The sequence below is a fragment of the Neisseria sp. P0021.S007 genome (assembly GCF_051956855.1).
Genome location: NZ_JBQCXA010001447.1, coordinates 1 through 480 on the forward strand (window position 1 = coordinate 1; position 480 = coordinate 480).

At 47.7% G+C, this 480-nt stretch carries 1 protein-coding gene; it reads right to left on the reverse strand.

Translation table 11 applies throughout. The features are described 5' to 3' along the window. Nucleotides 1-252 (reverse strand): YbaK/EbsC family protein (locus tag ACTHUR_RS19630; protein WP_440400465.1); only part of this gene is annotated, 252 nt, incomplete at its 3' end. Nucleotides 253-480: the final 228 nt, after the last annotated feature.

Sequence of the window (480 nt, forward strand, 5' to 3'; positions counted from 1 at the left end):
GCCCAAATCGCGCGCCAGATTGCGGGTCGAAATCTGCCTATCGCCGTGCATCACTACGACCAACCCTTTCTTCGCTTCGTTTTGCAGCACGATGGTTTTGACCACCCGATGCTCGTCCACGCCGAACAACTGTGCAAACTGCCCCGTCCCGCCGTGTTCTTCATAAACATAAATATAAGGCTCAAAATCAATTTGATGTGTACGCAAGAAACGGACGGCAGAAGTAACCGGATAATCGGTATTTTTGCTCATGATGCAGTTCCAATAATATTCAGACGACCTAAACTCAATATGACAATGACGCGTAAAAATAGTTTCCGCATTTTTTCAAAAACAGCCCGCCTGCTGTGGCAGACAATCAAGCTGAATGTTACCATAAGCCCCTGCCCAATACCCGTCATCTTGTTCCGACCCAATCGGAAAACCGAAATCCGATGACAGGACAAAATGCCCCATGCGCCCCAACTTCAAGGAATATCA